Source organism: Samsonia erythrinae (genome assembly GCF_004342665.1).
Taxonomy (GTDB): Bacteria; Pseudomonadota; Gammaproteobacteria; order Enterobacterales; family Enterobacteriaceae; genus Samsonia; species Samsonia erythrinae.
The window spans coordinates 922,759-946,762 of the sequence record NZ_SMBY01000001.1 but is presented as its reverse complement, the minus strand read 5'-3'; the positions used below and the strand labels follow the sequence as shown (position 1 = coordinate 946,762).

24 protein-coding genes are annotated in these 24,004 nt (G+C 52.8%); 8 read left to right on the top strand and 16 right to left on the bottom strand.

Going from position 1 to position 24,004, the window contains the following annotated elements:
* The first annotated feature begins 389 nt into the window (after nucleotides 1-389).
* Nucleotides 390-1,793: an EmmdR/YeeO family multidrug/toxin efflux MATE transporter gene (locus EDC54_RS04245; protein WP_132453500.1), complete on the top strand. Its 1,404-nt coding sequence runs from the start codon at nucleotides 390-392 to the stop codon at nucleotides 1,791-1,793.
* A gap of 43 nt (nucleotides 1,794-1,836) precedes the next feature.
* Here the strand turns inward: EDC54_RS04245 and EDC54_RS04240 are convergent, their stop codons facing one another.
* Nucleotides 1,837-3,006 carry an MFS transporter gene (locus EDC54_RS04240; protein ID WP_132453498.1) on the bottom strand — a complete coding sequence of 390 codons (1,170 nt, stop codon included), beginning with the start codon at nucleotides 3,004-3,006 and terminating at the stop codon, nucleotides 1,837-1,839.
* Nucleotides 3,007-3,092: 86 nt separating this feature from the next.
* Between EDC54_RS04240 and EDC54_RS04235 the strand changes: the two genes are divergently transcribed.
* Complete coding sequence (locus tag EDC54_RS04235) at nucleotides 3,093-3,590, top strand: MarR family winged helix-turn-helix transcriptional regulator (RefSeq protein ID WP_132453496.1); 498 nt, start codon at nucleotides 3,093-3,095, stop codon at nucleotides 3,588-3,590.
* An 80-nt stretch (nucleotides 3,591-3,670) separates the two neighbouring features.
* Here EDC54_RS04235 and ompX read toward each other — a convergent pair whose 3' ends face one another.
* Nucleotides 3,671-4,186: an outer membrane protein OmpX gene (gene ompX / locus EDC54_RS04230; RefSeq protein WP_132453494.1), complete on the bottom strand. Its 516-nt coding sequence runs from the start codon at nucleotides 4,184-4,186 to the stop codon at nucleotides 3,671-3,673.
* Between the two features lie 382 nt (nucleotides 4,187-4,568).
* On the opposite strand from ompX, the gene rhtA reads away from it, so the two are divergent.
* The 5 genes from rhtA (at nucleotide 4,569) to glnQ (ending at nucleotide 8,892) form a co-directional block, all read left to right on the top strand.
* A complete protein-coding gene (gene rhtA, locus EDC54_RS04225) occupies nucleotides 4,569-5,435 on the top strand; it encodes a threonine/homoserine exporter RhtA (RefSeq protein ID WP_132453492.1) in 867 nt (288 codons plus the stop codon).
* 409 nt (nucleotides 5,436-5,844) lie between these two features.
* On the top strand, nucleotides 5,845-6,348 hold the full coding sequence (dps, locus tag EDC54_RS04220) for a DNA starvation/stationary phase protection protein Dps (protein ID WP_132453490.1): 504 nt from the start codon (nucleotides 5,845-5,847) through the stop codon (nucleotides 6,346-6,348).
* Between the two features lie 392 nt (nucleotides 6,349-6,740).
* Nucleotides 6,741-7,487: a glutamine ABC transporter substrate-binding protein GlnH gene (glnH, locus tag EDC54_RS04215; protein WP_132453488.1), complete on the top strand. Its 747-nt coding sequence runs from the start codon at nucleotides 6,741-6,743 to the stop codon at nucleotides 7,485-7,487.
* A 26-nt stretch (nucleotides 7,488-7,513) separates the two neighbouring features.
* Entirely contained in the window at nucleotides 7,514-8,173 is a 660-nt protein-coding gene (glnP, locus tag EDC54_RS04210) for a glutamine ABC transporter permease GlnP (RefSeq protein ID WP_132453486.1), read from the top strand.
* On the top strand, nucleotides 8,170-8,892 hold the full coding sequence (gene glnQ, locus EDC54_RS04205) for a glutamine ABC transporter ATP-binding protein GlnQ (protein WP_132453484.1): 723 nt from the start codon (nucleotides 8,170-8,172) through the stop codon (nucleotides 8,890-8,892). The genes glnP and glnQ overlap by 4 nt, the downstream gene beginning before the upstream one ends.
* Nucleotides 8,893-8,945: 53 nt before the next feature.
* Here the strand turns inward: glnQ and EDC54_RS04200 are convergent, their stop codons facing one another.
* The 3 genes from EDC54_RS04200 to EDC54_RS04190 form a co-directional block, all read right to left on the bottom strand.
* The gene (locus EDC54_RS04200; protein WP_132453482.1) at nucleotides 8,946-10,814 is read right to left on the bottom strand and encodes a M3 family metallopeptidase; all 1,869 of its coding nucleotides are present in this window, start codon (nucleotides 10,812-10,814) and stop codon (nucleotides 8,946-8,948) included.
* A gap of 88 nt (nucleotides 10,815-10,902) precedes the next feature.
* A complete protein-coding gene (gene ybiB / locus EDC54_RS04195; RefSeq protein ID WP_132453480.1) occupies nucleotides 10,903-11,871 on the bottom strand; it encodes a DNA-binding protein YbiB in 969 nt (322 codons plus the stop codon).
* Nucleotides 11,872-12,090: 219 nt separating this feature from the next.
* The gene (locus EDC54_RS04190; protein WP_132453478.1) at nucleotides 12,091-12,645 is read right to left on the bottom strand and encodes a recombinase family protein; all 555 of its coding nucleotides are present in this window, start codon (nucleotides 12,643-12,645) and stop codon (nucleotides 12,091-12,093) included.
* Between the two features lie 23 nt (nucleotides 12,646-12,668).
* On the opposite strand from EDC54_RS04190, the gene EDC54_RS04185 reads away from it, so the two are divergent.
* The gene (locus tag EDC54_RS04185; protein ID WP_132453476.1) at nucleotides 12,669-13,592 is read left to right on the top strand and encodes an IS5 family transposase; all 924 of its coding nucleotides are present in this window, start codon (nucleotides 12,669-12,671) and stop codon (nucleotides 13,590-13,592) included.
* A gap of 570 nt (nucleotides 13,593-14,162) precedes the next feature.
* Here EDC54_RS04185 and EDC54_RS17995 read toward each other — a convergent pair.
* The 11 genes from EDC54_RS17995 to EDC54_RS04130 form a co-directional block, all read right to left on the bottom strand.
* Complete coding sequence (locus tag EDC54_RS17995) at nucleotides 14,163-15,944, bottom strand: pyocin knob domain-containing protein (RefSeq protein ID WP_230514454.1); 1,782 nt, start codon at nucleotides 15,942-15,944, stop codon at nucleotides 14,163-14,165.
* Between the two features lie 2 nt (nucleotides 15,945-15,946).
* On the bottom strand, nucleotides 15,947-16,528 hold the full coding sequence (locus tag EDC54_RS04175) for a phage tail protein I (protein WP_132453474.1): 582 nt from the start codon (nucleotides 16,526-16,528) through the stop codon (nucleotides 15,947-15,949).
* Nucleotides 16,521-17,624: a baseplate assembly protein gene (locus EDC54_RS04170; protein WP_132453472.1), complete on the bottom strand. Its 1,104-nt coding sequence runs from the start codon at nucleotides 17,622-17,624 to the stop codon at nucleotides 16,521-16,523. Before EDC54_RS04170 ends, EDC54_RS04175 begins: the two co-directional genes overlap by 8 nt.
* The gene (locus tag EDC54_RS04165; protein WP_132453470.1) at nucleotides 17,615-17,962 is read right to left on the bottom strand and encodes a GPW/gp25 family protein; all 348 of its coding nucleotides are present in this window, start codon (nucleotides 17,960-17,962) and stop codon (nucleotides 17,615-17,617) included. The genes EDC54_RS04170 and EDC54_RS04165 overlap by 10 nt, the downstream gene beginning before the upstream one ends.
* A gap of 58 nt (nucleotides 17,963-18,020) precedes the next feature.
* Nucleotides 18,021-18,602: a phage baseplate assembly protein V gene (locus EDC54_RS04160; protein ID WP_132453468.1), complete on the bottom strand. Its 582-nt coding sequence runs from the start codon at nucleotides 18,600-18,602 to the stop codon at nucleotides 18,021-18,023.
* Nucleotides 18,599-19,753: a phage late control D family protein gene (locus EDC54_RS04155; protein ID WP_132453466.1), complete on the bottom strand. Its 1,155-nt coding sequence runs from the start codon at nucleotides 19,751-19,753 to the stop codon at nucleotides 18,599-18,601. Before EDC54_RS04155 ends, EDC54_RS04160 begins: the two co-directional genes overlap by 4 nt.
* Nucleotides 19,741-19,953, bottom strand: coding sequence for a tail protein X (locus EDC54_RS04150; protein ID WP_132453464.1), 213 nt, complete (start codon nucleotides 19,951-19,953; stop codon nucleotides 19,741-19,743). The genes EDC54_RS04155 and EDC54_RS04150 overlap by 13 nt, the downstream gene beginning before the upstream one ends.
* Nucleotides 19,943-20,869, bottom strand: coding sequence for a phage tail protein (locus EDC54_RS04145; RefSeq protein WP_132453462.1), 927 nt, complete (start codon nucleotides 20,867-20,869; stop codon nucleotides 19,943-19,945). Before EDC54_RS04145 ends, EDC54_RS04150 begins: the two co-directional genes overlap by 11 nt.
* Nucleotides 20,869-23,253, bottom strand: coding sequence for a phage tail tape measure protein (locus EDC54_RS04140; protein ID WP_132453680.1), 2,385 nt, complete (start codon nucleotides 23,251-23,253; stop codon nucleotides 20,869-20,871). The genes EDC54_RS04145 and EDC54_RS04140 overlap by 1 nt, the downstream gene beginning before the upstream one ends.
* Before the next feature lie 215 nt (nucleotides 23,254-23,468).
* Nucleotides 23,469-23,615 (bottom strand): GpE family phage tail protein, encoded by a 147-nt coding sequence (locus EDC54_RS18175; protein ID WP_132453678.1) that lies wholly within the window; start codon nucleotides 23,613-23,615, stop codon nucleotides 23,469-23,471.
* Nucleotides 23,560-23,880: a phage tail assembly protein gene (locus EDC54_RS04130; protein ID WP_132453460.1), complete on the bottom strand. Its 321-nt coding sequence runs from the start codon at nucleotides 23,878-23,880 to the stop codon at nucleotides 23,560-23,562. The genes EDC54_RS18175 and EDC54_RS04130 overlap by 56 nt, the downstream gene beginning before the upstream one ends.
* Between the last annotated feature and the right edge of the window lie 124 nt (nucleotides 23,881-24,004).

The window sequence follows — 24,004 nt, the reverse complement described above, 5'->3', positions numbered from 1 at the left end:
TCCGGCGGCGCCCTGCTTTCGTCACTTCGTCAGCGTCGTACCGCCGGTCTGACCACGACGCCTTATCATGCAGGAAACCCTATCGCTTGTTCGCCCCTCCCCACGCGTCAAGATCACGCGAATAACAAACCGAATCAAAGGGTGTGATCGCCCAGCCACTTTCCAGCCGGGCAAGCAATCCAGGCTGGACATCAATGGGGTGGCTGATACTCTATAATTAGAAACGCCATTTTAAAAAATTTCGCCCGTATTCGCGCTACGACATGTCCTTGCACACAGGCGTTGTCGGCGCGTAATGAACTAATTGCGCCCTCATGCTGATTGCGAGCCCGTTGTGACGCCGTTCACGCTGTCAACAGGGAAGCTTGAGATATCACCAAGATCGTTTCATGAAAAAAATAAAAGATACAGACTGGTATAAAAAACGTTATTCCAACCGCGTCCTCTTCTGGCGAGAAATCACTCCGCTGGCCTTCCCGATTTTTATTGAAGGCCTCTGCGTGGTGCTGATGGGCGTGTTCAGCACCTTTCTGGTGAGCTGGCTGGGTAAAGAGGCGATGGCGGCCGTGGGATTGGCCGACAGTTTCAATATGGTCGTTATCGCATTTTTTACTGCCGTCGCGTTGGGGACGGCGGTTGTGGTTGCCTTCAGTCTGGGACAGCGTAACAGAAAGCAGGCCCGCTCTGCCGCACGTCAATCAATGTCACTACTGGTGTTGTCATCGTTTGTGTTGGTTGCGCTGGTTGAATTCGCCGGCTCTGCGATTATCGATCTGATCGCCGGAGAGGCCGATGCGCATGTTAAAGCCTATGCGCTCTCGTTTCTTCGCTGGACGGTATGGGGATATCCCGCCGTCGCCGTCACGCTGGTCGGCTGTGGCGCACTTCGGGGCGCGGGTAATACCAAGCTTCCCATGTTCATCAACATTGGGATGAACATCCTCAACATCGCCATCAGCAGTCTGCTGATTTACGGCATATTTTCCTGGGATGGACTGGGGTTCATCGGTGCAGGAATAGGTATTACCATTTCCCGCTATATCGGCGCAGTTTTCGTCGTTCTGACATTGATGCACGGTTTTAACGGCGCGTCACGCATCCCTTTCCGGTCTTATTTCGCGCCTTTTACCCTGGCGATTCTCTATGAAGTGCTCAGCATCGGCGTACCCGCCAGCATTGAATCCGTGATGTTCAACGTCGGTAAACTGATCACACAACGCTTTGTAGCCGGCATGGGAACGGAAGTCATTGCCGGTAATTTTATTGCTTTTTCCCTCGCGACGCTGATCAACCTCCCCGGCAATTCGCTCGGCGCCGCCGCCACTATCATCGTCGGCACACGACTGGGCAAAGGCCAGATTATGCAAGCGACCCGACAACTGAAACATATTTTCTGGCTGTCGAACGTTGGGCTATGTGCGCTCGCGGTACTTTCCGTGCCCAGCGCCAGTTTTTTGGCATCACTTTATACCGATGAACCGGAAGTCATCGACGTAGCCAAACACCTTTTGTGGCTTAATGCGCTCTTTATGCCGATCTGGGCGGCCTCATGGGTGTTGCCCGCCGGGCTGAAAGGTGCAAAAGACGCCAGCTACACCATGTGGGTGGCGATGGCGGGCATGTGGGGCTGTCGGGTTATTGCCGGATACATCCTTGGCGTCATGCTGGGTTTTGGCGTGATCGGCGTCTGGATGGGCATGTTCTTTGACTGGATTGTACGCGGTTTTTTCTATTACCGCCGCCTGATGAGCGGGCGCTGGCTGTGGCGCTACCGCTCACCGGGCGATACATGAGGACGAACAGGCCGCGCCGCGCGCTAAAATATATGCAAACCGTTTAGTGACCCGACGTCTTCGACGGTGCAAATCGGGTCGCCATGACAATCAGCACCACCGCCCCGGCGGCCATGATCATCCATGCCTGCTCCAGACCTGCCGTCTGCTGGCGAATAAAGCCGGCCAGCAACGGCATCAGGCTGGCCATGATATAACCCCCGCCCTGAACAAAGCCCATCAGCGATCCGGTTTTGTGTGATTCGGTGACCCGATCCAGCGCCACGATCAGCGACAGCGGAAACAGCGCGCCAATACCAATACCCAACATAATGATAATCGGATACGTCAGCGTCAGCGGCGCGACAATCAACCCAATCATTCCCGCCAGCATCGTAAGAAGAACAGGGATCAACAGTTGGCGTCGATCGGGGAAACGATTAATGAATGTCGACACCAGCAGGCCGGAAATCACCTCCGTCAGCGTCAGCCCCCCCAGCATCAGGCCGCTTTGTGTCGCATCCAGCCCCAACTGGATGTAGTACGGTGGGAGCCACGCCAACACCAGCGTATAAGCCCCCGTACCCACACCGAAAAACGCCATCAACAGCCAGTCGATTCCCGTCCGGCGCGTGGGGGTAACAACAACCGCGCCCTGTTTCCGGGTACAGGTTTTAGGGATACAGCGCCAGGCCAGTGCGGCAACGAGCGCCACAATCCCCCAGCATGCGAGCGCACGTTGCCAGCCAAACGCATTTGCCAATGGAGACACCGAGGCGGCCGCGGTCGCGGCACCTGCCATAATGGCCGTGGTATAAAACCCCATCAAAAGGCTGCTGTGGCGGCTAAAATGAGACTTGATAAATGACGGCACCAACGCCTGAATCAGCGCGATCCCGATACCCGCGAAGGCGGCGCTCACCAGCAGTGAGATGCCGCTATTCAGCCACTCGCGGCTACCGCATGCCAGAGCAATCACCACAATCCCCAGCATAATGCCCCGATACTCGCCAAGACGCGCCTGCAATTGACCGCCATAGAGCGCGCAGAACCCCATAGCAAAGACCGGCAGCGTGGTCAGCATACCCGCCATGCTATCGCCCAGCCCCGTTGCCGCTTGAATCTGGTTCAGTAAAGGGCCAATTCCTGCCAGCACGGGGCGTAAATTCAATCCCAACAGGATAATACTAAAGAAAAGAAAAGCCCGCTTACGGGCTGTTAATGTCACGACCATTTATAACCTCAATCGCTTGAGCGAATTACTGCTGTCTGATTATAATCATCTTCACATAAAGTATCTTAACGTCAAGATAAAATCTTATGACTGAACAGGCACAACACGCATATGCTCAATGGCAGGAAGAGTGGCCAAACCTCGACCTCTTTCCTCTTAGCCTTATCGGCCATCTCGGGGACGTCGCACAGCGCATTGAGCGCGATTATCTGAATCCGTTTTTTAGCCAGTTTGATCTTCGCCCCGGCGAATTCGATGTTCTGGCGACCCTGCAACGAGCGGGTCCACCTTACGCCCTGACCCCGACCTACTTGTATGATGCGCTAATGACATCATCGGGCGGGATGACGAATCGGATTGATCGGCTGGAGAGCGCCGGATTGGTGCAACGGCAAAACAATCCCAACGATCGCAGAGGCACGCTGGTAAAACTGACGGAAAAAGGCAGCCAGCGAATAGAAAAACTGCTCCCCCTGCACGTTGAGAATCAACGTCAACTGATAGCGGCCTTAAGCGAAACGGAGCAACAACAGCTCAATCAATTACTGTTGAAACTTGCCGGGGGTTTATGCAAGCAGCCATAGTAAAAAAATCCGCTCTTTTCAGAGCGGATTCTTCCGACACATCTAACAACCAATACTAAGGGTTAACCTCACGAGTGAGATTAGAAACGGTAACCTACACCCACAGCCCAGGTACCGACATCAACACTGCGGATACGGCTTTGTTCGTAGCCGACATCCACGGCAATGTCTTGGATCGGGTTGAACTGGACACCAGCACCGTAAGTAAAGCCGTAATCGTCGTTACTCTTGTTATCCAGACCGTTGGAATTGTTATTGGTTAACTTACCGTGGCTGAAACCGACAACGCCGTACAGGCTTGCCCAGTCATTCAGACGGAAAGCAGGACCAGCGGTGAAGCCCATGTACTGACCTTTACTGTAGAAACCGTCATCGCTACCACTTTTGTCCAGATAGGTGAATGAACCAATGACACCAAGTGGGTTATTGTCCTGCTCATAACGATATTTCAGGTTGAAACCTTTAACTTTATTTTTTACGCCCTGAGCATCACCTTGAGCATAGCCCGCACTTACCGTACTTTGACCAGCAAATGCAGAACCTGCGCCAACGGCTAATACACAAGCCAGAACTGAAAGACACGCGATTTTTTTCATATTTACAGCCTCAAATTCATCTTATGAAAGACTAACTAACGCAGTAAATATAACAAAGAAGTCCAAAACTTGCTGCCCTGTAAATATTTTTCAATTAGGACTTAGATGTAACAAACATTGTCAAAATTAAGCTATCACCCTAATTATTATCGATTTTTTATTGTGACAGCGAGATTAAAAATAAATTCACCGCTGGGTTATAAAACAGACAATTCCGAATTTTTCGTTCAGTTTGTGCGCTAATAATATTGCACAAAAATAAACCAGGCGAGGATACGTAAATAAAGGTCAATAAATGTCTATTCTCACCAGACAAATTGTTTACATATGAATATAATAACAACGGAATCTTAATGCCCATTTTTGCACCAAGGCCAAGAGAATGACCTTATTTCCCCATCGTTCATCGTCCCTTATCCCGGTATTACTCATTTTTGTCGCGATGCTTTCTATCCAAAGCGGAGCCGCGCTGGCAAAAAGCCTGTTTCCACTTATTGGGGCATCGGGCGTAACAGCACTGCGCCTGTGTATTGGAACGATTATTCTTTGCGCTGTCTTCAAACCATGGCGTATGCGCTTTAGCAGCCATCGCCTGCCGTTACTGATTTACGGCATTACGCTGGGCGGCATGAATTTCTTGTTTTACCTCTCCTTGCGGACAGTACCGCTCGGCATTGCCGTCGCATTGGAATTCACCGGCCCGCTCGCCGTGGCAATGCTATCGTCGCGCCGTATCATTGATTTTCTCTGGGTATTTCTGGCCGTCGCCGGATTATGGTTCCTGTTACCTCTCGGCCACAGTATCGGTAATGTTGACTTGACCGGCGCAGCCTGTGCTATTGGCGCAGGGGCCTGCTGGGCACTGTATATTCTTTTTGGACAAAAAGCCGGCGCGAATCACGGCCCGGGAACCGTCGCCATCGGCACCTTTATCGCTGCGTTGGTATTCTGTCCTGTTGGCGTGTATTACGCAGAGAGTACGCTGTTTTCCACGACGATTCTGCCACTGGGCATCGCCGTTGCCATCTTGTCCACCGCGCTGCCTTACTCACTTGAAATGATCGCTTTGACACGCCTGCCGGCCAGAACCTTCAGCACCCTGATGAGTATGGAGCCCGCAATTGCGGCCTTATCCGGTATACTGTTTCTCGGCGAACACCTGTCGCTTCTACAGTGGATGGCGCTCACTTTCATCATTACCGCATCAATAGGCGCAACATTGACAATCAAACCGGCAAACGCCAATTAAAGAGAATACATAACGCCATGCAGCCAGCGTCCGCCGGATAACAAGCCGACGCTGGCTTACTCCCGCCACCGACGCATCATATTCACGTTCATCGGCAAAATTTTTCTCATCCCATACCTTCTTCCAAATAAAAATAATAACGATTTTCATAAACTCATGACGAGATCCGTTAATTTATGAAGTTATGTTTCAGGGAGCGTTAAAATATGTAAACCACATTGACTTATCCTGTATTTTTAACAAAGTTGTTATTGTCACAGACGAATATCAGGAACAAATAACCCTACAGTTATTATGCTATAGCTATCCATTTAATAGGCGATTCTTTGCAATATTAACGTATTATCGCTGCTATAATTAGTCACGTTGAACAGCAAGATTATCAATAATTAAAGAGAGGATAAGCATTATGTCTACCGCTAAACTCATCAAACCAGCATCGTCCGAACTGCTTTACACTCGCAATGATTTGGACGATAGCGTAAAGACCTCGACAATTGCCTTATTAAACCAACTGGTTGTGGATTTCATTGACCTGTCATTAATTACCAAACAGGCGCATTGGAACATGCGTGGCGCAAATTTTATTGCCGTTCATGAAATGTTGGATGGCTTTCGCACCGCTATTATTGACCATCAGGACACTATCGCTGAACGCGTCGTACAATTGGGCGGCATCGCGCTGGGTACGGTACAGATTGTGGGCAAACAGACCTCACTGAAAAGCTACCCGACCAATATCCATAGCGTTCAGGATCATCTGAAGGCGCTGGCCGATCGTTACGCAACGGTGGCCAACCATGTCCGTGAAGCCATCGGCAAAACAGACGATGAGGCGTCAGCAGACATTCTGACCGCCGCATCACGCGACCTGGATCAGTTCCTATGGTTCATTGAGTCAAACATCGAATAATCACATTGCCATCCCTACGTTAAGGCTGCTCAGGCAGCCTTTTCTCCCTGCCCATCTTCCGTTCCTGATTCAAACGCCTGTCCTCTACGCAATCCGTCGGTTTTATCTCTTTCGCTGCTCAAAAAATTAGCTTTCACCTGCAATAATTGGCGATAACGCCAATCAACGGTTGTTTCCCCAGTCGGAATCAGTTAATCATAGCGGCGCTTTACCTGAGTGAATTGGAGATGAATATTTCACCGCTGGCAGCGGGCATAAAATAAAAACGGTCGCCTTGCGACAGGCCGGGTACGTAACGGAAGCCAGCGAAAATCAGGTTTTACTTTCGTACTATGCTTGATAATGCCTGTAAAACAAATGGCCTCCCACAACTGCTAAATAGGAAGGATTTGATGAAATTACGACTTAAAGCCTCTTTGGCCGCATTGACACTAATGGTAAGCGTGTCCAGTTTTGCCGCTGAGAAAGCGCTGATTGTTGCAACAGACACCGCTTTCGTCCCTTTTGAGTTCAAACAAGGCGATAAATACGTCGGTTTTGACATCGACCTCTGGGATGCGATCGCGAAACAACTCAATCTGAAATACACCCTGAAGCCAATGGATTTCGGCGGCATCATCCCCGCGCTGCAAACACGTAATGTCGATCTGGCACTGGCGGGGATTACGATTACCGAAGAACGTAAAAAAGCGATCGATTTCTCCGACGGCTACTACGACAGCGGCCTGCTGGTGATGGTAAAAGCTGAGAACAACGAGATCAAAGGCGAACAGGATCTGGCGGGCAAAGTGGTTGCGGTGAAGAGCGGTACCGGCTCCGTCGATTACGCGAAAGCCAATATCAAAACCAAAGATCTGCGTCAGTTCCCCAACATCGACAACGCCTACATGGAACTGGGCACCAACCGTGCTGACGCCGTGCTGCACGACACGCCAAATATTCTCTATTTCATCAAAACCGCAGGCAACGGCCAATTTAAAGCGGTGGGTGATTCCATTAAAGCCCAGCAATACGGCATCGCGTTCCCGAAGGGCAGCAACGAGCTGCGCGAAAAAGTGAACGATGCGCTGAAAACACTGCGTGAAAACGGTACCTATGCTGAGATCTACAAGAAGTGGTTTGGTGTAGAACCGAAGTAATTGCCGATTGAATCTGGAGATATTCCATGCAGTTTGACTGGAGTGCCATATGGCCTTCTCTGCCCCTCCTGATGGAAGGGGCAAAAATGACGTTGTTGATTTCGGTTCTTGGCCTACTAGGCGGTCTGGTCATTGGCGTGCTTGCGGGGTTTGCCCGCGCTTACGGCGGCTGGCTTTCCAGCCGCATTGCCCTTGTGTTTATTGAAATTATCCGCGGTACCCCGATTGTCGTTCAGGTGATGTTTATTTACTTCGCCTTGCCGATGATCTTCACCTCCGTCCGGATCGACCCCTTTGCCGCCGCTGTCGTCACCATCATGATTAACTCCGGCGCCTACATCGCGGAAATTACGCGTGGTTCAGTGCTGTCTATCCATAACGGCTTTCGCGAAGCAGGCCTGGCGCTTGGGCTGTCTCGCCGTGCGACGTTACGCCATGTCATCGCGCCGCTCGCCTTGCGCCGTATGCTGCCGCCGCTGGGAAACCAGTGGATTATCAGTATTAAAGATACGTCGCTGTTTATCGTTATCGGCGTAGCAGAACTGACGCGTTCTGGTCAGGAAATTATCGCAGGCAACTTCCGCGCACTCGAAATCTGGACCGCGGTTGCCGTGATTTATCTGTGCATCACGCTGGCCCTCAGCTTTATTCTGCGTCGTCTGGAAAGAAGACTTAAGATTATATGATTGAATTTAAAAACGTTTCCAAACACTTTGGCAAGACAAAAGTCTTACACGATATCGATCTGAAAATCGGCCAGGGAGAAGTCGTGGTGATCATCGGGCCTTCCGGCTCGGGGAAATCCACGCTGCTACGCTGCATCAATAAGTTGGAAGAGATTACCAGCGGGGAATTGATCGTCGATGGGCTTAAAGTCAACGATCCTCGCGTTGACGAACGTTTAATCCGTCAGGAAGCGGGGATGGTCTTTCAACAGTTTTATCTGTTCCCGCACCTTACCGCACTGGAGAACGTCGCGTTTGGTCCCATTCGAGTCCGTGGCGCAGCCAAAGCGGACGCCGAAAAACTGGCGTTGACGTTATTGGAGAAAGTGGGACTGTCGGAGCGCGCCCACCACTATCCTTCCGAACTTTCCGGCGGTCAGCAGCAGCGAGTGGCTATCGCCCGCGCGCTGGCGGTTAAACCCAAACTGATGCTGTTTGATGAGCCAACGTCCGCGCTTGACCCGGAGCTGCGTCATGAAGTGCTGACCGTCATGAAAGATCTGGCTGAGGAAGGTATGACGATGGTGATCGTTACCCACGAAGTGGGCTTTGCTCATAAGGTGGCGTCACGCCTTATCTTTATTGATAAAGGCCGCATCGCAGAAGATGGTGACCCGGAAACGCTGATCGCGAATCCGCCCAGTGACCGTCTGCGTGAATTCCTGCAACACGTATCCTGAACAATCCGGGGGGCTTCCGCCCCCCTTTTTACGACGCGCCATGTTAGCGGAAGCTATGCTAACGAACGTGGATACGTCCGCTCGATAAACGCCGCGAAATCCCGACACATCTTCTCATCGCCCTGCTCGTTATCGGCCAATATGCGACATCCATCCACCACGCGAATACGGGCGGACAGGTCGAAATCCGCGGCAGGCTGAGGACGTCGGGCGGCCTGCGTCATCTTCTCTTGCGCCAGTCGCCAGGCTTCTTCAACCGTCAGATTACAGGCCCGCGCCAGATAAGCCGGATTGAATCCTTCGCCGGTCAGGCTACGCAGCGTATCATCATGGCTCACGCTATTCCCCGGCTGCCAATAGTGCCGCGCCAAGTCAGGGCCGATAGCCGGGTTATCCGTCAGATAGCCGTCACGTTGCAGGAAATAGTGCCGCGTCTGCTCCACCGCCATCAGCGCCAGCAGATATCCCTGATAAGAGCACGCCGACTCCATAGACAGCAGATGAGGAATAGCCAGCGTCGGACGCGGGCTACCGCTGATGCCCAAAATACGCAGCTCGGTATCGCGGGCCAGTTTCGTCATCGCTTCCGGGGTACGCGCTTCGTCGTCCCACGAATAAAGTTGCCACTCAAAGTACGGCACCAGCAGGATATGCCGCTCATTGAAGGCCCGCATCGGCTGCTGCGTACGGATATCCGCCTGAATCAATTCATCCGGGATCGTCTCTCCCTGCGCATTCTTCGCATAACGTTTTAGCCAGTCAGCGTCACCTAACAGGCTATCGCAAAACATGGATTGCGTCTCCGCATAAGCCATTGAGGTGGGTGGGTATTCCTGTGAAAAACAGGGGGCGTTCTGCCGGATATTGGCAAAATGCGCGGCATGCCCGCCCTCATGGAATAACGTATTGATGCCGCTGGCACCGCTGCCAATTTGATCCGGCTTTGCCAGACTGGTGAAATTAATGCGCGCCGGAACCCATTTCCCTTCCTGCACAAACGGCGGCACCGGGCCATGCATGAAGCCATTCTCGTATTTGCCTTTACGCACCAGCAAATCAAGCTGCATTTCTGCCCCATTAAACCCGATATGCAAACGCTTAAAGCTGTTGACCCAGCGTTCCAACGATGCCGAGAAGGGAAAATAGGGATCGAGCTGACGCGTCACATCTCCCGCGCTGGCATAGCGAATATTCCACGCTTGCAGGGCATCTTCGCCTTTTTCATCCGCCAGTTTTTTCAGGCTACGGGCATTTGCCTCTCGGGTCTGTTCTTCGAAAGCATCGAGAATGGCAAAAAGCTGCTCTGGCGTCATTCGCTCCGTCTTGTTGACCTTGTAGTCAAAATAGTTCCGGTAACCCATCTGGCGGGCAAAGCGATTACGCAGTGAAATCAACTCAGGGAAACCGTTCTGTAACAGCCACTGTTCAAGATCGCGCAGCGCCTGCTGGGAACTTTGACGATAAGCTTCCGTATCGTTCGTCGCCTGATTGGTCAACAGTTCGCCAAGAGAAGCGCTGACGCGCTCCCCTTTCGCGTTTAAATGCGTCATTTCGTATGCCTGACGTTTGGCATATAACACGCTTTCCGCCGCAATAATCTCATCCATCAGCGCCTGCGCCCGGGGATCCTCAATCACATTACAGTCGAAAAATCGATACCACCCTTTTAAGCCGTGCAACAGCGCCTGCTGCTGCTCATCACGCGGGCTGTTTTCCAGCGTCGCAAGATGGGTTCTTAACTCAGCCAAACGCTGCGGATGCGAAATAAAACGTTTGTAATCACGCTCTGCGGCGGAAAAGCGTTCAGAGACATCCGCGTCTCCCGTCCCCATATACTGTTGCCAAAACAGTTCTTCTTTTGCCTGATGAACCGCCAGATAGTCGCGATTCAATGCGTTAAAATAGTCCGCTACCTGTTGCATGATCTTCCTTCTTCTCTTCCCGATGGCAGCCGCGTGACTGCGTAAAGCGACGCGACTAACCGCGTCCGAATCCGCGTTGGTCAATCGATCAGCCAAGTCGTTTTTTGATCGTCGCGATAGCCTGTTCCATTGTCGCCGCTTCGCCAGCGGCGACCAGACAACACGCCAGTTGCAGACGAATCGCCTGCGGTATGGCAATTTCCCCCGTCAGGCACTGCGCCACCCAGCGCGCCGTAGTCGCAGCGTCCTTCGCGATGGGCAACGCATCGGGCGCGACGCTGACATCCTGCCGAAGTTGCAGCACTCGCGTATTTTGCTGATGAATAAAGTGAATCTCCGGGCAGCGCTGTGGATTGGCATACACCTCCCCTTCCGTACCGTGCATCAAGAGCGCTCGCCCGTTGATATCCTGAAAAAACGTCCCCACTCGGGCGACATATTCAGGATGGGACACGCTGGCGATACGCAGCGCTTCACTTTCGCCAAACGGCGTTGCGACTTTGGCCAGCGTATGGCTACTGTTACGCACGCCCATACGCCAGCGCAGCTGTAGCTGACGCTCGATGGCCGGACACAGTACGGAAACAGGGATAAATACCGGGCTACCGTTATTCAGCTCCTGCTGAGCCTGTTCGGCGTTCTCAGCAATCGTCACACCAAGGCTACGTAAAATCTCCGCGCTGGTCACACGGGTCGGGTCTTCGCTTACGCCATGCACCACCACCGGAAAACCCAATTTGGACAACAGCAGCACTAAAAGCGGCGTCAGATTCGCCTGCCTGCGTGCGCCATTATAACTGGGAACCACAATGGGCATGGGAAAGCCCGCAGGCGCGTTCAGGCGCAATACATGCTCATCCATGGCCTGATAAAAACCCAGCATCTCGGCCTCGGACTCACCTTTAATGCGAAAGGCGATTAACAGTCCACCAAGCTCCAGATCCGGCACCTCACCGCGCAGCATTGCGCCATACAGTTCATAGGCCGTAGCCCGATCGACATCACGCGCATGATTTTTCCCGCGCCCAACTTCTTTGATAATTTTGGTGTAATCCATGCGGCCCTCTCATTGTCGGCGACACAGTAAAGCACTTAGCAATGAAAATAACATGTTTGGTGGGGTTCTGGTCATTCTGGAATAGTAGAAATTGCTATTGCACCAGCTTTAACCGATGGCAGAAACGTTCTAACAATGCGCCGCGCAATAAATGCGGCGCATCCTTTGTGAAAAAATAAAAGCCGACTCCGTTACGAATACGGTAAAAGAATCACAAAATTACACATCGCTGGCCGGGAAATACTTATACAACGTGGACAACCCTACATCATAAATAATGGCCACCTGCTGTCTGCTGTAACCATTGTTCAATAGTTGTTTAACCATCACCTTATCTTCCTGTGTAAAAACGGCAGGCCTGCCGCCAACACGCCCCTGTGCACGTGCAGCCGCTAACCCAGCACATGTACGCTCAACGATCAATTCCCTCTCCATCTCGGCTAGCGCAGACATGATATGAAACATGAACCGTCCCATTGGGGTGTTCGTGTCGATACTGTCCGTTAGGCTTTTAAAATGCACGTTGCGCTGGCGTAATTCATCAATCAGCAGGACGAGATTACGCATCGAACGCCCCAACCTATCAAGCTTCCATACGACAAGAGTATCGCCTGCCTTTAGAACCCTTAATGCTCTTTTTAGCCCTGGCCGCTGAGCTTTTGTTCCGCTCATTTTATCTTCAAAAATCTGTTCACATTCTGCACAAATTAGTGCATCACGCGGCTTTGTTGAATAAATCGAACTTTTGCTGAGTTGAAGGATCAGATCACGCATTCCCTGACAACACAGGTCGTCCCGTGGCAAAGCAGAAGTTCAGAATCACCAACTGGCACACCTATAACAAAGCGCTTATCAACCGTGGCTCCATGACTTTCTGGCTGGATGACGAAGCAATTAAGGCCTGGTATGAGTCAGCTACGCCCGCATCACGCGGACGGCCTCAGCGCTATTCAGACCTTGCCATCACTACCGTTCTGGTGATTAAACGCGTATTCCGGCTGACCCTGCGGGCTGCACAGGGTTTCATTGATTCCATTTTTACCCTGATGGGCGTTCCGCTACGCTGTCCGGATTACACCTGCGTCAGCAAGCGGGCAAAGTCGGTCAATGTCAGTTTTAAAACCGTCACCCGGGGTAGAATCACGCATCTGGTGATTGATTCCACCGGGCTGAAGGTCTTCGGTGAAGGCGAATGGAAAGTCAAAAAACACGGCAAAGAACGCCGGCGTATCTGGCGAAAGCTGCATCTGGCCGTTGACAGCAAAACACATGAAATCATCTGTGCCGACCTGTCGCTTAACAACGTTACAGACTCAGAGGCCTTCCCCGGGTTAATCCGGCAGACCCACCGGAAAATCAGGTCAGTCGCCGCCGATGGCGCTTACGACACCCGGTTATGTCACGATGAACTGCGCCGTAAGAAAATCAGCGCCCTCATTCCTCCCCGAAAGGGAGCGAGTTACTGGCCCGGTGAGTATGCGGACCGCAACTGTGCCGTTGCTAATCAGCGGCTGAGCGGAAGCAATGCACGGTGGAAATGGACAACGGAATATCACCGTCGCGCTATAGCGGAAACGGCCATGTATCGGGTAAAACAGCTGTTCGGAGGTTCACTGACACTACGTGACTACGATGGTCAGGTTGCAGAGGCTCTGGCCATGGTACGTGCACTGAACAAAATGACGAAGGCAGGTATGCCAGAAAGCGTGCGTGTTGCCTGATAATCCGACCCGCTACAGGGATGTTCGCACGGAATCTTATTTATTCAACAAAGCCGCATCACGCTGCAAATCACTCCGTTGGTCATTTGTTGATACACGCATGTAACCGATTTTCGCCATGTTTAACAAGTTCCCATTCATCACAAAAGCAGCGATTCTTTCAAATTAGGAACGAGTAAGCACTCCTGAAAACCTCGGTTTTGTAGAATCTGTTATTTATCCAAATGGCTCTGCCAGCGCTCCTGCCACAATTACAGTAAATAGTCGGTTAGAGGTGGCCAGCCCATTCGAAACATTGGGTTGCGTAATTCAGGTTGAGCTGCAGGTTGATAATGAATGGGGGGTAGCACCTAACTGCATCTATGAGGGAACTAATGCTGGTTCGACATTTGGCATCGCTGCCGGATTTTTAAATGAAAAAACAATCATTGTGAAAACTGGCACAAATGCAATTAGTCGAGGTGGGGTATGGGACGTTAACCCGTGGAACTCAGCTATAAACAGTGCAAAATACCGTTTGCGAGTCATTAAATTGGCGTAGTGTGTATTGTGGCCCAGTGGGCCACTAATTCATGCAACATTGGCAATAATGTGATAGTACAGCCTTTTTGTATTACCACTGCCGTGTTCATTAAAACGATCCCAGGAAACGGAAAATCCGGCGTTAGTCACATTACTCACGCGCACTGTATACGCATTAGGTCCTGCATATCCCCCAATGTCATTAGTAACAATAAAGATCACGTCTTTCGTTTTTACAGGAAATAAAACATCTTGTGTCACACCTATGATGACATCAACATTTGCAAAAATCTCAATTACCCCACCTGCATATTTTCGCCAGTAATATCCAGTACCAGTCCCCGTTTCAATGATTTCTTTAAAACCGAGGTTTTCGGGAGTAAGGGTGATATCTTTTGTCCCGTCAAATGCAACACCATTGATCTTGCGTGCTGTCACCAGTTTAGTCGCTGCCGCTGCCGTTCCTGCAGTTGGCAATGCCCCGATATTTGCCGGCGTTAGAGCGATATTCGCTGTGCCGTCAAATGCCACGCCGTTAATGGTTCGAGCTGTCGCCAGTTTGGTTGCGGCTGCTGCCGTCCCGCCTGCAGGTAAAGCACCAACATCCGCCGCTGTAGGCTTATTTGCCGTATCGTAATTCAGCACCCATGCAGACCACGCCCCCGAATATTGGGTCCGTTTGTAACAACGGGAATTATTGTAGATACGGTAAATCTGCGTAATACCAGCATGTTTCAGTACTTCAAGAGACCCCGCTTGCGCTTCTGGGTAGTTTTTTCCTGAAGCGGCCTGCACATTTTGCGCCTGATGGTATAACCCTGGGGAAGTATAGGTATTCAAATCCACGGCATTGCCAATAGATAAAGAGGTAGCGAAAACACCCTGAGAGTTAATATCTATATCCGCCGTACCATCAAACGCCACGCCTGCAATTTTCCTCGCAACAGCCAGTTTAGTCGCCGCCGCCGCCGTGCCTGCGGCAGGTAGCGCCCCCACATTAGCTGGTGTGAGCACAATGTCCGCAGTGCCGTCAAATGCCACACCAGCAATTTTCCTGGCCATTGACAGTTTGGTCGCCGATGCCGCTGTTCCATTTGCAGGCAAAGCACCGATATCCGCGGCAGTCGGCTTATTATTGGGACTATAAACGCGCTGGCCTTTTTCCAGCAGCGTGTTGGCATCAACTTTATGCCCCAGCGCGACATCACCCGTAGCCAGATTAATCCTGAACGGGCGCAAACTGTTCCATTTACCTAACGGATCATCTTTATCGGTCAGCAATAAGTAAAAATCACTACCATCATTACGCAGGGTGACACCGTAGCCACCATTCACCATGCGCAATGCGTCAGCTATTGAGGAAACCAGCGTTCCGTTCATCGTTCCGCCAGACAGCGGGAGCTTTTTCGCTAACTCTGCTAATACGGTTGTCGAAAAATTTGGATCGTTGCCAATCGCTTTCGCCAGTTCCTGTAACGTATCCAATGCCGCGGGCGCGCCATTCACTAACGCTGCCGCAACAGATTTCACAAACGCCGTTGTCGCCACCTGCTGGCTATTGCTGTCGGTTGCTGGCGTTGGCGCTTTCGGCGTGCCGGTGAAGATTGGATTCGCCTTCGGCGCGTATTGCGTATGCGGATCGGCGGCGGCGGCGTGAGCCGCCAGATCGCTGCCTGTTTTTTCCTGCTCTTTCTTCAAATAACTGGTGCGACTGGCCAGTTCTTTAGCCTGCCGATTTGAAATGCCGTCGGGTCCACCCACGACCGGATCCGACGTTTCGATTTGATAAATGCCGTCAACCCACTGTGGGTTCTCTGACAAATTCGCCATGTTCAAGCGCTCCCGTGATTGTAGTTACTGTCGTATATTGCCGTCCGGTTGTAGCGGATAGGCACTTCCCAATATTCGATGCTGGCCAGGTGACACCTCGCCGGAGCAAACGCCCCAATGGCATTGCGCAACATTCTGGCCTGATCGTTGGTAATCGGTTGTTTTAGCAGGACGCGATAAACCGCCCACGCCGCTTTGTCGCCGTGTACATAAAGGCTGTTGTAGGTGGTTTCACCGTCGTAGCTCAGACGACCAATATTTTCGATCAACGTACTGTCGCCGAAGCCAAGACGGCGGATGATCTCTTTAATGCTCCAGGGCGTACCTTTGCTGCGATGCAGGTCAATGGCGGCTTTGATCAAGGCACGTTTGGAATCATCCGACTCCGCCAGTTCCCAGCCGTCACCAAATAACGAGAACTGTTCGGCCAGCCAGGGCAAAGCACTTTCATCCGCGATGTCGACCAGATAAACCAACAAAGCATTCAGATCGATGTCATCAAATCGATCGGCCAACCTCGCCAACGAACGAAAACGGGCATCGGCAGCCAGCGGTGGCGGCAGCAATTGCAATGAATCAACCATTCGACACCCCGACGACGCCGATACTGATACCCGTGCAGTTCGCCCATTCGCTGTCATCAAGTACCATCAATGTTGGAGAAACGAGCTCCACCTGATACACCCCGGGGATGGAGAGCGCGGCGATAATCTGGCTTGGGACAATGTCCCGTCCCAACGTTGCAGTACGGGTCTCAACCCAGGCCTGTACCGCTTTCTCCGCCGCAGCCTGAACGACGCCAGCCTGTTCACCGTTAAACAGCGTCAGTTTGGCGTTAATAGCGTAATCCACCTGAGTGGGGGATTTGGCGGAGACAAAATCGGTCAGTGGACGCACCTGTTCGTCGGAGCAAAAACTTTCCACCAGCGAAAGCAGGCTATTGTCCGGCAGGCCGGTACTGAGCAACGGATAAAGCACCACCTCGCCCGGTTCGGGCGACAGCACCGCGACGTCGACAATATTTTGATGTGCACGCATCGCGTGGAAGCGATACGCCAGCTTCGAGCCCGCCGTACTAAACGATTCCGGCGCCAGTTGAATACGTTCACGCAGGCGATCGTCATCTTCTTCGGCGGAACCGCCGCTGCTCTTAGTGATATTCGTGACGCTTAAATCGCTATCACCAATATCATCCAGTAGCGTACTGATTTGGGCGGGCAACCAGTCATTGCCGACGTCACCAGTCTCGGTGCAGGTCGCCACCACCGTGACGCCGCTGCCGTTCGCTCGCAGTAACGCGTCGTTGTCTGTCGCGAAAATTACGCTATCAGAGGCGCTGACGCGCGTACCCGCCGGGATCAGCAGATCGCTGAGTAAGGGCGTTTCGGCGGTGAAACGGAGCTCTGCCCGCGCCGGTTGCGCCGCCAAACGGTAGACGCCAACCAGTTCAGCCAGATAATCCAGCATCGGTGCACGAGCAAACGCGACCAGGTTCTGCTTGGCGGCTTCCTGAACCGCGCTACGCAATAAGGTTTCCCGGTAGGCAAAAAGGTTAATCAGCAGGCGTTCCGCCTGCGCCGGATAGAGTGTTTTCCCTGAGTCAGCTTCATATTTCGCGATCATTTCAGCGGTGATCTTCGCCGCATCGCGTTCAATAAAATCGGGTTCTGTCAGCGCCATAACAACTCCGTGGTCTGTGTCGCGCCGTTAGCAGTTTTCCAGCTAACAAGCAGTGTCAGGTGATCCCCATTCACAGAAGGTTTAACCGCCAATAGCTGGCAGCGAGGTTCCCATCGTTTGATCGCCTCTACCGATTCTCTGACGACATGCGGGATCGCACGATCGATCGGATAATCGAGATACAGATGTAGACGGCTACCAAAGTCAGGCCGATGTGGGTCACTGCCGCAGGGAGTCCGCAGGATGATGTGAATCGCCTGCCGGATATCTGCCGTTCCTTCGACGATGTCGCCGGGACGTTGCAGCGCCGGTTGCCAAAAAACAGATTGAGTTTTCATAGGGGGCTATTGTCGCCCCCGGTGAGAGGAAGAAATATTAAAGCGGTTTAGAAAAACGTTAGTGCGAGTGATGATTGGAGTTGCCGCCGGCGTCCATGACGCTGCCGCTGGCGCTGACGTTGCCGGAGACGGTGACATCGCCGCTGAAGCTGACGCCGCCGGAACCGGACATCCCATTCTCGTAGGATAACGCACCCTGTACCACGAGCTTGCCAGTCACCGTCGTTTCTGGCGCATCGAGAGTGACACGTTCAGCATTAACCACCACGTCGATACCGCCGCTAATCGCGATGTGCTGCACGCCGCCGTTGATCGTTAACGTATGCGTTCGGCGATCGTATTCAATCTGTGCGCCATCAGCGAACGTCACCGCCCTTTTGTTTTTATCCGCCAAGGCTGGCACATCCGTCGCGGAATAAATCGCGCCCAATACCAGACCGTCTTCACCGTTGCCGTCCAGCAAGACCTCGACCTGTTCGCCAATATCCGGCAACCAATAATCCCGATTATTCTGCGTATTGCGCTGTAATACCGGCAGCCAGGCAGTGCGCAGGTTGTCGCACTCCGGTAGACGCACGCGGACCATGACAAGTTTTTCATCCACCGCGCTGATGGTGCCAATTCGGCGAGATAAACTCATGATGTCCTCTCCTTATGGTTATTGACTTTCCGCGTTGTCGAACTGCCATCCGGGTGGTATGTCACCAGCGTTTTTCCGCCGTCCGGATTTCGCTTGCCCGCCGTAATCGGCCCGCGAGTCAGTCCAATCTCTGTGGTGTAACCACGGCCACGTTCCAGAACATGGCGAGCCGAATCGATCAGCCAGTGCCCCGAAAGCTGACCGAACGCCACCAGCTCAATTTTATTTCCCGCCGCCAGTTGCGGGCTACCCATCAATGTCATCGATCCCGTTTGCTGTTTTTCGTTGTGCGCATCCAGCGCGGCAGCCGTCTTTATTTTTGCCCCTGAGGCATCTGCCGCGCGCGCGTTCACTTTCAACGTATCCGCACTGGTCGCCACACCGGCAGACTTCATGGCGTTTTCCACACGCCCGTCGACGTTATAAACCATCAGTTTCTTTTCGCTCCCTTTCTGATATTTCGTCTTGGCGTTTTTGTAGACGTGGCTGATGGTGTCGCGCAGTGAAAAACGTGTGACATCCGTCGGTGTAACCTGTCGAACCGGCTCCTGACCGCGTAGCGTCGCCAGATGGGAAAAGATCAGTTGGTCGCTGACCACTTTCACGGCATAGCCATATTCGCTGGCGAGCCGCTTTAGAAATGCGACATCGGTTTCCGCATACTGCGTCACGCGATCGATTCTGATACTTTGAATCGTTCCTACCAGTATCAACTGATGCTTTTTCGCAATACGCGTCGCAATGGCGGCGAGCGTTGTCCCTTCAAATCCCCGACTTGATTGGGTTCTCAGCGCACGATTAACGGATGTCGCCACGCCGCGAATTGTCACTTCGCTGGGCGGCGCGCTGACCTCAATCTCATCAATCGAGAACGTGCCGCAGTTAAACAGCGTTTCACCGCGATAGCCTAGCTTTAGCGACAAGGTATCGCCGGTACCGGGATACCACTTATCCAGCCAGCGGCCGTCGGTATCATCCAGTCTGACCTCAATCGCATCCGATTCATTCTTGATGCTGTCGGTATAGGTCACGCTGGTGACATACGGCGCGATATCATTGGTGATATCTTTTTGCTGATACCACAGCGTGAACGTCGGTTGCAGGACGTCAGATATCCCAGGAGAAAACCGTTCTTCCGTTAACGCAGCCATGGTGGGGTATCCTCCGTCTTGCGGGTCTCTGCTTGCTCAATAATCGGGATCCGCACCACCAGACCCGATGGCAACAGCGGCACAATGGGGACATGCGGGTTAGCGGCAATAATTCGTGGATAGCCAAGCGGATCGCCGTAATACCGATAGGACAAGGTATCCCATCGCTCACTCTGCGTGGTGACATGTTCAATATGCATCTTTAACCCTCTTCACGATTTCCGCCGTCAGCTTGCTCAACGCAGGTTCGGCCTTTTTAAAGGTGTCGCTAGTGGCATCAACATGTTTACTGATGGCTTCCAGCGTCTCGATGACGTTTTTGCTATTGACGTCCTGCAACAACTCGGCAATTTTCCTGACCTGTTTCAGCGTGTCATTCGCTGCGTTATTGACCGCGGTAATTTCAGGCATCATCTTCTCTGCCTGAGCCGCCGCCTCAGTTATGGTTTCCGCCGTTTTTTTAAACGCCGGTTCCACCTCACTTAACGGCGTCAATACATTTCCGACTTGCGTGAGCAACCCGGGAATTTGCAACAGTGCGGTTTCGGGATTTTTCTTCATCCGTTTTACCAACTGCACGGTGGTTTTCACCGCTTTAAAGGCCGATTGCGCCTTCCTGGCATACGTGACGGCCGTGCGTAGCGAGGTCGCAAAGTCACTCATTTTCTCGACCGCCTTGGTGATGGCGCTGACGTTAGGCATCGGGGCTTTTATCGCGGGCGGCTTGAGCGGATCCTTCGGGTCGCCAATGTATTCCCGCAGCGTCAGCTCGGCATTCATCGCCAATATGTTCCCCTTCGCGTCGGTGTGCTGGCTGGTTGAGGTGAGTGCGGTTATCACAAACCAACCGCGATAATCGCCGTTACCGAAGACCAGCGCCATCGCCTGATGCGCCCGCATCGCCTCATTCAACCGCATCAGCTCCACATCCGGCGTGCAGTACTGTTGGTGAAACGCCAGGCTAATACGAATTTCGTCCAGCTTCGCGCCGATGAATTGCAGACCGGGTTTGCCTTCGATACGACTATGCTCGGCATAATCGGCACCGAATGACGCATCAAAACCATCCCAGTAGGCGATCACGTTAAATTCAATATTTCCTAATACTGCAAACATCAGGCGTACCCCCTGCGCTCGCGCTGAGCGAGCAGCTTATTCAACATATTTTCCAGTTCATTCATGCTGAGCGTCAGCGTCCTGGTCATTTCAGGCGTAGGCGCGCCCTTCTGGCCGTTGAGGTAAATGGTGGGAGAAAAGGCAACCTGAACACGTTCGGAAGGATTTTCGCTGCCGGCGTTTCCCTTCGCTCGTCCGACGGATGGCGCCATTGCGACCCGCTGTTGCGGGGTTGGCGGCGTGACGGCACTGACAGGCGCAGATTGCCCGCGAGTGACAGTAGCAACCGTTTTCGAGCCGATGCCCAGAAAGTCTTTAACGCTATCGGGAAGAAACTTGTCGATCGTTTGCAGAATGTTTTTTAACTCAGGAAACGCATTCGTTAGCCCATTGACTAGCGCGTCAATCATCGCGCCGCCAAGTGCACTGAAGCGCCCCGGAAGCTGAATGCCCAATTCGCTGACGGTATCAGCAAAGATGGAATACAGCACGCCGAACGGTGACCAGTCGCGCAGGAAAGCCGCAATCCCCATTACACCGCCGGATACCGCATTTTTGAGCGCCGCTACCCCCGCATTAAACGCCTGACTGACGCGTGACCACAGGCTCTTGAAAAAGGTGACAATCGGCTCCCAATATTGGTAAATCAACGTCACTACGCCCACAATTACGGTAATTATCCGGCCAATAGGCGTCATCAGCAGCATACGCCCCAGAAACACCACCGCCCGGCCTGCTATCATGAGGCCGCTACGCAATGTACCGCCAAGCATGCGCGCTAATGTTGCGGCTCCGCCAACCAGCCTATTCAACGTCGCCCCGATACCTTGCAACGCGCCCGTCGTTTTTAATCCCGCATTGAATAACTGCCAGCCACGCTGAATCTGTAGAATGCCGCGCCAAACGCTCTGCAAAGGTAAAAGCAGCGCGGTAATTCCCAGCCTCACTCCGCTCACTGCCATTCTTAGCCCAAAGAAACCCGCAACCGCCACCACGATCCCACGAACCAGTTCCGGGTTCGCCGCGGTCCAGGTCACTAATTGGTTCAGAATGGGGATGAGCATATCGCTCAGAGAAAGCAGCACCGGCGTCAGCGCTTCCCCCACGTTAAGTGCGATATTCAGAACGGATAGGCTCATTTGCTTCCAGCGTGCGGTCAGCGTGTCGTTCTGTCGGGCAAAGTCCAGACCCAGCGTTTGCGTGGCTGCCGGGCTGTTCATCCGTTGCTGATTCGCTTGATAGCGTTCCCAGTTTTGCTTCATCGACAGCGTATGGTTCACTGCCTCTGGCGTACGGAACACCGCCTGCAAGCCGTAGCGCTGCATTAGACTTTGCTGCGCGTCCACATTGCCTGCGTTGCTGGCCCTGTCCCACTGCTGCCGGAATTGGCTGCCTTTGCTGTCGATAAACCGGTTACCGATCTGAACCGCCGCGTCATACTGCGAATATCCGCCTTTCATATAGCTGTTCAGCGACGCGTGATAATCCACGCCAGCATTGTTGTAGCTATCGGCAATGTCCGTTCGCCCCACGGCATTCATAAAGCTTTCCAGCCGAGCGGCCGTGTGCACTTCCGTCTCCGCGCCTTTCGTGGCACTCAGGCTGGAAACCAACTGGCTCAGCGCCTGATCCCCCGTCGCTCCCATAGCGGCAAATCCCGGCGCCAGCGCGTTCGCATACTGCGCCATCGACGCTATGGAAAAACCCTGCCTGGTTCCCGCCAGCATGCGGGAGAAGGATTCTTCCAGTGCCTTCGCCCCTTTCTGGTTAAACACCTTATCCAACGTACTCGCCAGCGCGGTAAGATCGGACAGCGCCGCGCCGGAGGCCGTTGAGGTTTTCCCCAGCACCGCCGCCGCATCCGTCGCCTGATACGGCGACATGCCGCGCGCGAGCAGTTGTCCGGCGCTGCCGAGCAACGCATCCGGCGTTTGGTTCACCAACTGTGCAGATTGACGCAGGCGCTGCCCCATCAGCTTTTCCTGTTCACTCGCAATCCCATTGGTAACACTGATGTCACGCAATTGCGCCTCAAATGACGCATAGCGCGTGACCGACGCCACGATCGGTTTCATAACAGAACCGAACTGCCCACGTTTGGTCTGAAAATCACCGGCGAGTTCATCCCGACGATTGAGCAGCGTTTCCTGGCGTGGCTGGCTACGCGCCAACCGTTCCTGATTGATCTCTAATTCGCGTAGCGACCGGTTCAACCGGGACGTCAACTGCGAACTGACGGTGACAAAACGCTCCAACGACTGATTCAGCAGGCGCTGCCACTCCTGCATTTGTCTGACGCTATCGCTAAGCGACGATAGCGATTTTTTCGTGTCATCCAGCACGGCGCCCAACGCCCTGCCCAGCATGACACCGTTTAAAAGCATATCCACGGTTCACTCTCATTCAGAAAACCCCTTATGGGGCGGATTGGAGACGGCGGCTTGCGCCGTTCCGGTTTGATTTCCCATCACAACGGGGATACAGCGAGGAAAGGTCGGACGCTAAACAAGAGAGAAGAAGACAGGTGATCAGGGTGAAAACGGCCAGCGTCCTGTCGCTGGCCGGGTTATGGTGGAGAGGGCCTACTTAATCCTGTCAGTCATTCGTCTTCCTCACCGTTCTCACGTCTTATCTGTTCGCCAGCCTCATCCAGCCAGCGTTCAAAATCATCCAGTTCCAGCGCATCAATCTCACTCGGCTGAAAGCGAAACCACCTCGCCAGCAGAGCCTGTGCTTTCCACAGCAGTGCCGGCTGCGTTATCCAACCCAAGAAGTTGCTGAAATCGTTTTTGCAGCGCCATGTAGTCCTGCGCGTCCATCTCATCGATGTCTTCCGGCACCAGCCCCGTCATACGCGACAGCAGGGCATCGTCCCAGTTGCTGGGATCATCGCTGATTTTTTTCACGGCCTTGATGTCTTTGACTTTCAGGCGCTTGAGCGAAATAGACTCCACACGCTGACCGGCAGAGGTGGTATAGGGGAATTGCAGAGAATAAGTTTCAGTGTGCATAACAGCTCCTTAGTAAATGACGGGAGCAGTATCGCGCGCGGTAGGCCAGCATGATTTTAAAGCAAATTAGAAAACGGGGATGACGGGCATGAGAAAGGGGCCGAAGCCCCTTTCTCGTTTTAAT

What these genes read in the sequence shown, in the direction of transcription:
- EDC54_RS04245 (WP_132453500.1), top strand. Translation starts at nt 390, where the DNA reads ATGAAAAAAATAAAAGATACAGACTGGTATAAAAAACGTTATTCCAAC.
- EDC54_RS04240 (WP_132453498.1), bottom strand. Translation starts at nt 3,006, where the DNA reads ATGGTCGTGACATTAACAGCCCGTAAGCGGGCTTTTCTTTTCTTTAGT.
- EDC54_RS04235 (WP_132453496.1), top strand. Translation starts at nt 3,093, where the DNA reads ATGACTGAACAGGCACAACACGCATATGCTCAATGGCAGGAAGAGTGG.
- ompX (WP_132453494.1), bottom strand. Translation starts at nt 4,186, where the DNA reads ATGAAAAAAATCGCGTGTCTTTCAGTTCTGGCTTGTGTATTAGCCGTT.
- rhtA (WP_132453492.1), top strand. Translation starts at nt 4,569, where the DNA reads ATGACCTTATTTCCCCATCGTTCATCGTCCCTTATCCCGGTATTACTC.
- dps (WP_132453490.1), top strand. Translation starts at nt 5,845, where the DNA reads ATGTCTACCGCTAAACTCATCAAACCAGCATCGTCCGAACTGCTTTAC.
- glnH (WP_132453488.1), top strand. Translation starts at nt 6,741, where the DNA reads ATGAAATTACGACTTAAAGCCTCTTTGGCCGCATTGACACTAATGGTA.
- glnP (WP_132453486.1), top strand. Translation starts at nt 7,514, where the DNA reads ATGCAGTTTGACTGGAGTGCCATATGGCCTTCTCTGCCCCTCCTGATG.
- glnQ (WP_132453484.1), top strand. Translation starts at nt 8,170, where the DNA reads ATGATTGAATTTAAAAACGTTTCCAAACACTTTGGCAAGACAAAAGTC.
- EDC54_RS04200 (WP_132453482.1), bottom strand. Translation starts at nt 10,814, where the DNA reads ATGCAACAGGTAGCGGACTATTTTAACGCATTGAATCGCGACTATCTG.
- ybiB (WP_132453480.1), bottom strand. Translation starts at nt 11,871, where the DNA reads ATGGATTACACCAAAATTATCAAAGAAGTTGGGCGCGGGAAAAATCAT.
- EDC54_RS04190 (WP_132453478.1), bottom strand. Translation starts at nt 12,645, where the DNA reads ATGCGTGATCTGATCCTTCAACTCAGCAAAAGTTCGATTTATTCAACA.
- EDC54_RS17995 (WP_230514454.1), bottom strand. Translation starts at nt 15,944, where the DNA reads ATGGCGAATTTGTCAGAGAACCCACAGTGGGTTGACGGCATTTATCAA.
- EDC54_RS04175 (WP_132453474.1), bottom strand. Translation starts at nt 16,528, where the DNA reads ATGGTTGATTCATTGCAATTGCTGCCGCCACCGCTGGCTGCCGATGCC.
- EDC54_RS04170 (WP_132453472.1), bottom strand. Translation starts at nt 17,624, where the DNA reads ATGGCGCTGACAGAACCCGATTTTATTGAACGCGATGCGGCGAAGATC.
- EDC54_RS04165 (WP_132453470.1), bottom strand. Translation starts at nt 17,962, where the DNA reads ATGAAAACTCAATCTGTTTTTTGGCAACCGGCGCTGCAACGTCCCGGC.
- EDC54_RS04160 (WP_132453468.1), bottom strand. Translation starts at nt 18,602, where the DNA reads ATGAGTTTATCTCGCCGAATTGGCACCATCAGCGCGGTGGATGAAAAA.
- EDC54_RS04155 (WP_132453466.1), bottom strand. Translation starts at nt 19,753, where the DNA reads ATGGCTGCGTTAACGGAAGAACGGTTTTCTCCTGGGATATCTGACGTC.
- EDC54_RS04150 (WP_132453464.1), bottom strand. Translation starts at nt 19,953, where the DNA reads ATGCATATTGAACATGTCACCACGCAGAGTGAGCGATGGGATACCTTG.
- EDC54_RS04145 (WP_132453462.1), bottom strand. Translation starts at nt 20,869, where the DNA reads ATGTTTGCAGTATTAGGAAATATTGAATTTAACGTGATCGCCTACTGG.
- EDC54_RS04140 (WP_132453680.1), bottom strand. Translation starts at nt 23,253, where the DNA reads ATGCTTTTAAACGGTGTCATGCTGGGCAGGGCGTTGGGCGCCGTGCTG.
- EDC54_RS04130 (WP_132453460.1), bottom strand. Translation starts at nt 23,880, where the DNA reads ATGCACACTGAAACTTATTCTCTGCAATTCCCCTATACCACCTCTGCC.